Genomic DNA, 6,266 nt, shown 5'->3' with positions numbered 1-6,266 from the left:
CCAGGCACTCCAGATCGAGCGCCACATGCCCATCGAGCACATCGTTGACCGTCACCGGCGTGACCATGACCGATAGCGTGCCCGCAGCTCACCTGCCCGGCCAGCCACCACCTCGGCGGTCCGAGGCGAAGCCTCTTTAGGAGACTGCTGAATTAAGCGGGGTGTCGAGTGAGGATCTTGGCCGGTGGGCTGGGATCCTTGTCTGGTGCAGGGACACTCGGATGATCAGCGTGAGCTGCTGGACGTGGAGTCAGTCGCCGGGCACCTGATCAAGCCCGGCAGCATGTTCGGGTTCCTGGCCGCCCACCGGGCCCGGTTGTTCCCACCGGACCTGTTTGAAGATCTATTCCCCAGTCAGCGAGGCCGCCCGAGCGTGCCCGGCGAGGTCGTGGCGGCGGTGCTGGTGCTGAAGTCGCTGCACCATCTCTCCGACCGTGAGGCGATCGAGGCGCTGACGTTCGACCTGCGCTGGAAAGCCGCCTGCGGGCTGGCGGTCACCGACGCCGGCTTCGACCCCTCGACGTTGACCTACTGGCGGCGCCGGCTGGCCGCCTCGAGCCGCCCGAATCGCCTCTTCGAGGTTGTCGCCGCGGTGATCGCCGAGACCGGCGCGGTGGCCGGGAAGACCCGCCGGGCGCTGGACTCGACGATCCTCGACGACGCGGTCGCCCGGCAGGACACCGTGACCCAGCTGATCGCCGCGGTCCGCCGGGTGGCCCGCGACGTTCCCGGCGCCGCCGAGATCGTCGAGTCGCAGACCTCAGGCCATGACTACTCCCGACCGGGCAAACCCGAGATCGCCTGGGACGACCCGCAAGCGCGCGACGAGCTGGTCTCGGCGCTGGTGGGTGACGCGCTGGCGGTACTGGCCGGGCTCGCCGAGCTCTACCCCGACAGCGAAGGGGTCACCGACAAACAGTCCGAAGCGGTGGCGCTGTTGGCGCTGATCGCCGGGCAGGACGTCGAACCGGCCGAGGGCTCGGATGGCACCGACGGCCGCTGGCGCATCGCCCGGCGGGTCGCACCGGACCGGGTCATCTCTACGGTGGATCCCGAGTCCCGGCATGCCCACAAGACCCGCGAGCGCCGCCAGGACGGCTTCAAAGCCCACGTGGTGGTCGAACCCGACACCGGGCTGATCACCAACACCGCACTGAGCAAGGCCACCGGCCCGGCCAACAGCGACGCCGCCGTCGGGATCGCCCTGCTCCAAGGCGACCCCACCCTGCCCGAGCAGCCCGCCGAGCAGGCCGCCGAGCAGCCCATCGAGGTGCTCGGCGACTCCGCCTACGGCACCGGCGACGCCCTCGCTGCTTTGACCAAGGCCGGGCACACCCCGGTGGTCAAGCCCTGGCCGCTGCGGGCTGCGGTCGAGGGCGGGTTCACCCTCGATGACTTCACCGTCAACGACACCGGCGACGCGGTGACCTGCCCGAACGGTGTCACCCGCCCGATCAACGACAAGGGCGCGGTCAGCTACGGCACCGCATGCCGCGGCTGCCCGCTACGCGAGCGCTGCACCACCGCCCGCCGGGGCCGCAAGCTCGTGCTCGGACCCCACCACGCCCTGCAGCGCGCTCATCGCGCCCGCGCTGCCACCGCGACACACCTCGAGACCTACCGGCGCCACCGGCCCATGGTCGAACGCTCCCTGGCCTGGCTAACCCGCGGCGCCCGCCGCGTCCCCTACCGCGGCGTGGTCAAGAACAACGCCTGGCTACACATCCGGGTCGCCGCGATCAACCTGCGTCGCCTGCTCGTCCTGGGCCTGCACCACCATCACGGCACCTGGGCCGTGACCTAAGAGCCAACCCCCTAAGCCGGGGTCGAGGGCCCCACGGGATCAACCCCTCGACACCACCGCGACCCACCCGCCACCCTCGGTGCCGGGCGGGGCGACCTCTTGTCGCACCCCAAGGGTGCTGACCGCAGCACGACTGCCGAGGCGCCCCGCCCACCCACCACCCACTTGTTCAGCGGTCTCCTAGGGCGTCCGGGTGACGACGGCGTGGTCGGGTGGCCGACCGTCCGGGTCCGCCGAGAAGACGCTGATGCACCCGGAATCGGCCGGATCCGGGGCATGAGCGTCTTCTCGGCGGGGGCGGGCGGGCTGGTCCAGCTCAGGCGGCCAGGTGGAACGTGCTCGCGAAGCGGTCGAGGAGGGCGCCGGGCCCGCGCAGCACCTGGACCTCCCCGGTCGCGATCGCCCGGTCCGGGGCGAGCTCGCCGGAGAGCAGCCGGCGGATGCCCGGGCCCGCCGCGAAGGCGAGGTCGGCCGGCCCGTCCCCGCGGGACACGTCGAGGGCCGGGCCGTCCACCCGGATGAGCAGCTCAGCGGGACCGACGTGCGCCGCGTACGCGGTGGCGGGGAGGGTCGCCGCCACCTGGGGGCGGAAGGCGGTGCGGAGGGAGATCGTCATCGCGTCGGGGGTGATGATCTGCTCCTCCCGCGGTTCCCCCAGGGCCTTGAAGCCCCAGGCGCCGAGCGCGAGGACGACGGGCTCGAGCTCGCGGCCGAAGGGGGTCAGCTCGTAGATGATGATCCGCGAGCGCGGCGCCCGACGGATGATCCCGGCCGCCTGCAGCTCCTTGAGTCGCGCCGCGAGGATGTTGCTCGGGATGCGGGGGAGCCCCGCGGCGAGCTCGCCGTTGCGGCGCGGGCCGACGAGCAGGTCGCGGACGATGAGCATCGCCCAGCGCTCGCCCACCAGCTCGAGGGCCCGGGTGACCCCGTCGTACTGCCCGTACTCGCGCGGGGCCATCAGCCCTGCTGGCTCGCGAACGCCTCCGGGCCCTGCTCGGCGGCGACCGGGTCCATCCAGCCGAAGTCGATGACGTTGCCGTCGGGGTCGTTGAGCTGCCGCTGGTACATGAACCCGTAGTCCGACGGGGGAGCCGGCTCCGTGCCGCCCGCGGCGAGGCCGTTGGCGACGGTCGCATCGACCTCCTCCCGGCTCTCGAGGAAGATCGCGGTCGCGGCAGTGGGGCTCACCTTCGGGTCGCCGAGGGGCAGCTCGGTGAAGGTCTGGAAGAACTCGCGCGTGAGGATCATGAAGAAGGCGTGGTCCTCCTCGACGACGACACAGGCCGCGTTGTGGTCGGTGAAGAGCGGGTTGATGGTGAACCCGACCGCCTCGTAGAAGGCCTTGGCGCGGTCCAGGTCGGTCACCGGCAGGTTGACGAACATCCGCTTCATGGGGCTCTGCCTTCCGTGGGGTGCAACGTGTGGGCGCTGACACTTGCAAAAAGCAAGTACGACGTCAAGGCCGGGGACTACGAAACGGCCGCGACCGCCGTCGTCATCGCGCTACAGTGATGACATGACTGCGCCCCTGTCGGTCCGCTTCGACCGGGACGTCCTCGAGCGCCTGCGTCAGCACGCTGCAGCGGTTCCGGGCGCCACGCCGTCCGGCCTGGCGCAACGGCTGGTCGACGAGGGGCTGCGCATGGCCGACCATCCCGGGATCGTCTTCCGCGACGGTCCAGCCGGGCGCCGACCAGCACTGCTCGTCGGACCGGATGTCTGGGAACTCGTCGTGTTCCTCGAAGAGATCGACGAGCGAGGCGAGGCCGCGGTGTCGGCGGCCGCGGAGACCTTCGACGTCCCGACGTCGGCTGTCGCTGCCGGCATCAGCTACTACACGGCTTTCTCGTCCGAGATCGACGCCTGGATCGAGGAGGCACGCGCCACGTCCGAGCGCGCTGAGCGGGAATGGGAGCGTCGGCAGGCCCTCCTGTCGTGACTGCCGCGCCGTCTCGCGAAGCACTTCTCCTGGACGAGATGTTCAGCCCCGCGCTCGCCGAACGGCTCCGCGGCGACGGATTCGACGTCCTGTCGGTCGCCGGCCACCCCGTTCTCGCGGCCGCGTCCGACGCCCAGGTCGCGACGTGGGCAGCGCGGGAAGACCGACGCGTCCTCACCGAGAACGTCAGGGACTTCGTCCCGCTGTTGGGCGTGGTCGAGCCGCCCGTGCGGTTGCTCCTCACGAGCTCACGCAGGTACCCGCGCTCCCGGCAGAATCCCGGTCCGTTGCTGGACGCGCTCCGTCACTGGCTCACGGCGGATGTCGAGCGGGCGCTGATGGAGTGGCTCCGGTGACGGCGACCTCTCGGCGTCTCGTCACCGACGACACGTGATCACACCGGCTGACCGACAGAATCGAGCTGACCGTGAACTCCCGTGCCTTCCGGGAGGTGAGCTGACACTTGGAAGAGCAGGTAGCCGTCAGGCGCGTCCGGGATGACCGACCCGACCGCGTGCCGGCCCGAGGTGACCTGTGGGCGCCGCACACCGAGGCGACTCTCAGAAAGGTGGTTCGCTGCCGCGTGTCGCATGTGGTCCCCCCGACCTCTGCGCGTCCGCCCCTGGAGAGCGGCCGTTTCGCCGGAGAGATCGCGGACGCGGCGTGACCGTTACGTGTCGCTGGCCGTGGGAACGCCGCCTCCACCCGCGGAGTCACCCCCACAACCTCGATCTCACGGCCGGGATGGAGCGCCCGCAGGCGTCGGCCGGGCGAACGTCTCGGCGAGGAAGTCGCGGGTGATGGAGAAGGACTGCCGGTCGGCGGTCTCGTCGTAGGCCACCCCGGGGTTTCGCGCCCGGGCGCTCGAGCGTCGTCCCCAAGGCACGTGGGCGCTCCCGAGATAGCGAGACGATGACTATGCGCGCGGGGGTTCGTGCTCCTCGGCCCGATGCAGGGATTCGGCCATGCGCTTGATGGCGTTGAGTCGCGCGTTCCACCGGTTCGCCGCGGCGATCATCGTGCGCGCGGCGTCGTGCAGCCGGTCCGGCTCGACGGTGTACCGGACCTCCCTGCCTTCCCGTCGCTGCGTGACCAGCCCGGCGTCGAGCAGCACCGCGAGGTGCTTGGAGACGGCTTGCCGCGTGAACGGCAGCTCGGCGGCGAGAGCGGTCGGGGTGGCCTCGCCGTGGACGAGGAGCACGTCGAGCAGACGACGGCGGCCCGGCTCGGCTACCGCCGTCCACAGCTCGTCGTCGAGGTCGGTCACGGCCGCGTCGCCGTCAGCTGGTCGGCGAGCCGGCCGAGGTGCCCGGCCCAGCCGCGGGTGTGCTCGGCGAGGTATCGGTCGAGCTCGTCGGGGGTCCAGCCCATGTCGTCCAGCTCGGTCTCGACGACGCGCAGGCGGGTGCCGTCGCGTTCGGGAGCGAGCGTGAAGGTGACGAGCACGGAGGTGCCGGTCCGGGCGGGGACGCCGTCGGGGTGCAGCCAGCGGTACGAGAAGGAGCGGGGCGGCTCGACGGACTGCACGCTCACCCGCACCCGCCGCGGCTCCTGGGTGCGGCCGAGGGTCAGCGTTCCCTCGTACCCGGGGGTCGGCGCGAAGTCGGCCTCGATCGCGAACCACTGCGCTACCAGCTCGGGCTCGGTAACGGTGCGCCACACGACGTCGACGGGCGCGTCGATCCAGATGTCCTGCTCGACCGTCGCGAGCATCGGGCCTCCTGGAACCGCGCAACCGCTGGTAGCGGGACGGTACACCTCAGCGCTCGTGACGGTTGCCCGGTCGGCCGACGCCGGAGTCGACGTGGTCGTGCAGGCTCGCGAGGTAGAAGTCCCAGCCCTGCCGGCACTGGTCGAAGCAGTCAAGCCGGCGGGTCAGGCCCTCGTGGCGGAAGTCGAGCACGGTGCCCTCGTCCTCAGCGGCGCGCAGTGCGAAGTGGATCCGGGTGCCGACCCAGTCGGGCATGAAGTCGCAGGTCAGCACCGACCACACCACCCGCGACGACGGCTCCGCGACCTCCACTCGCATCACCCCGGGACCGGGCGGGAAGCTCAGACGCAGCTCGCCGCCCTCGGCGCCCGACCCGCTCGCGGGCATCCACCAACCGGACACGCCCGTCGTCGTCGAGAGCGCGTCGTAGACCGCCTCCGGCGAAGCCGCGAACCGGACCTCGTTCTCGTAGTTCGTCGTCTCGACGGCCGCCGTGGAGGTCTCGCCCATGTCTGCTCCTCATCGATGTGCAACCGTACGTTGCACGTAGGAGAGTAGGAGGCCGGACGAGTAGATGCAACTGCCGGTTGCGCGTTGATGCTCAGGCGGCGGTTGGCTCGCCGAGCGTCAGATCCGAGACCATGGGACGGCGCGCCCGCACCACGACCAGCTCCTCGCTCCGCTGCCCCGGCGCGATGAGCCCGCGCTGCTCCAGCATCGCCGCGCGCGCCGTGAACACCCGGCCGAACGGGTGCGTGCACCGGGCCGCGACCTCGGCGTCGAGACCCGCCGCACGCAGCTGCCGCAGCGGC

The 6,266-nt window shown here is 71.3% G+C and carries 9 protein-coding genes and 1 pseudogene; 3 read left to right on the top strand and 7 right to left on the bottom strand.

Annotation, left to right across the window (positions count from 1 at the left end; translation table 11 throughout):
• Positions 1-205: 205 nt before the first annotated feature.
• Positions 206-1,804: an IS1182 family transposase gene (locus VGH76_RS02310; RefSeq protein WP_331554989.1), complete on the top strand. Its 1,599-nt coding sequence runs from the start codon at positions 206-208 to the stop codon at positions 1,802-1,804.
• A gap of 316 nt (positions 1,805-2,120) precedes the next feature.
• Here the strand turns inward: VGH76_RS02310 and VGH76_RS02305 are convergent, their stop codons facing one another.
• Both VGH76_RS02305 and VGH76_RS02300 read right to left on the bottom strand, forming a co-directional pair.
• Positions 2,121-2,762 carry a helix-turn-helix domain-containing protein gene (locus VGH76_RS02305; RefSeq protein WP_331554988.1) on the bottom strand — a complete coding sequence of 214 codons (642 nt, stop codon included), beginning with the start codon at positions 2,760-2,762 and terminating at the stop codon, positions 2,121-2,123.
• Positions 2,762-3,196, bottom strand: a complete 435-nt coding sequence (locus tag VGH76_RS02300) for a VOC family protein (RefSeq protein ID WP_331554987.1) — start codon at positions 3,194-3,196, stop codon at positions 2,762-2,764. Before VGH76_RS02300 ends, VGH76_RS02305 begins: the two co-directional genes overlap by 1 nt.
• A gap of 124 nt (positions 3,197-3,320) precedes the next feature.
• Between VGH76_RS02300 and VGH76_RS02295 the strand changes: the two genes are divergently transcribed.
• Entirely contained in the window at positions 3,321-3,743 is a 423-nt protein-coding gene (locus tag VGH76_RS02295; RefSeq protein WP_331554986.1) for a hypothetical protein, read from the top strand.
• Positions 3,740-4,099 carry a DUF5615 family PIN-like protein gene (locus tag VGH76_RS02290; RefSeq protein ID WP_331554985.1) on the top strand — a complete coding sequence of 120 codons (360 nt, stop codon included), beginning with the start codon at positions 3,740-3,742 and terminating at the stop codon, positions 4,097-4,099. Before VGH76_RS02295 ends, VGH76_RS02290 begins: the two co-directional genes overlap by 4 nt.
• Before the next feature lie 377 nt (positions 4,100-4,476).
• Here the strand turns inward: VGH76_RS02290 and VGH76_RS02285 are convergent, their stop codons facing one another.
• The 5 genes and pseudogenes from VGH76_RS02285 to VGH76_RS02265 all read right to left on the bottom strand — a co-directional run.
• Positions 4,477-4,629, bottom strand: coding sequence for a hypothetical protein (locus VGH76_RS02285; protein WP_331554984.1), 153 nt, complete (start codon positions 4,627-4,629; stop codon positions 4,477-4,479).
• A 30-nt stretch (positions 4,630-4,659) separates the two neighbouring features.
• On the bottom strand, positions 4,660-5,010 hold the full coding sequence (locus VGH76_RS02280) for a metalloregulator ArsR/SmtB family transcription factor (RefSeq protein WP_331554983.1): 351 nt from the start codon (positions 5,008-5,010) through the stop codon (positions 4,660-4,662).
• A complete protein-coding gene (locus VGH76_RS02275) occupies positions 5,007-5,456 on the bottom strand; it encodes an SRPBCC domain-containing protein (RefSeq protein ID WP_331554982.1) in 450 nt (149 codons plus the stop codon). Before VGH76_RS02275 ends, VGH76_RS02280 begins: the two co-directional genes overlap by 4 nt.
• A gap of 46 nt (positions 5,457-5,502) precedes the next feature.
• Complete coding sequence (locus tag VGH76_RS02270; RefSeq protein ID WP_331554981.1) at positions 5,503-5,964, bottom strand: SRPBCC domain-containing protein; 462 nt, start codon at positions 5,962-5,964, stop codon at positions 5,503-5,505.
• A gap of 91 nt (positions 5,965-6,055) precedes the next feature.
• Positions 6,056-6,266 (bottom strand): annotated as a pseudogene (locus tag VGH76_RS02265) (hypothetical protein); the annotation flags it as partial.

The organism is Actinomycetospora sp., assembly GCF_036497585.1.
Classification (GTDB): domain Bacteria; phylum Actinomycetota; class Actinomycetes; order Mycobacteriales; family Pseudonocardiaceae; genus Actinomycetospora.
This window is presented reverse-complemented; position numbering and strand designations above follow the sequence as displayed.

Coding starts and splice junctions, on each gene's coding strand:
- VGH76_RS02305 (WP_331554988.1), bottom strand. CDS start 2,762: ATGGCCCCGCGCGAGTACGGGCAGTACGACGGGGTCACCCGGGCCCTC.
- VGH76_RS02300 (WP_331554987.1), bottom strand. CDS start 3,196: ATGAAGCGGATGTTCGTCAACCTGCCGGTGACCGACCTGGACCGCGCC.
- VGH76_RS02295 (WP_331554986.1), top strand. CDS start 3,321: ATGACTGCGCCCCTGTCGGTCCGCTTCGACCGGGACGTCCTCGAGCGC.
- VGH76_RS02275 (WP_331554982.1), bottom strand. CDS start 5,456: ATGCTCGCGACGGTCGAGCAGGACATCTGGATCGACGCGCCCGTCGAC.
- VGH76_RS02270 (WP_331554981.1), bottom strand. CDS start 5,964: ATGGGCGAGACCTCCACGGCGGCCGTCGAGACGACGAACTACGAGAAC.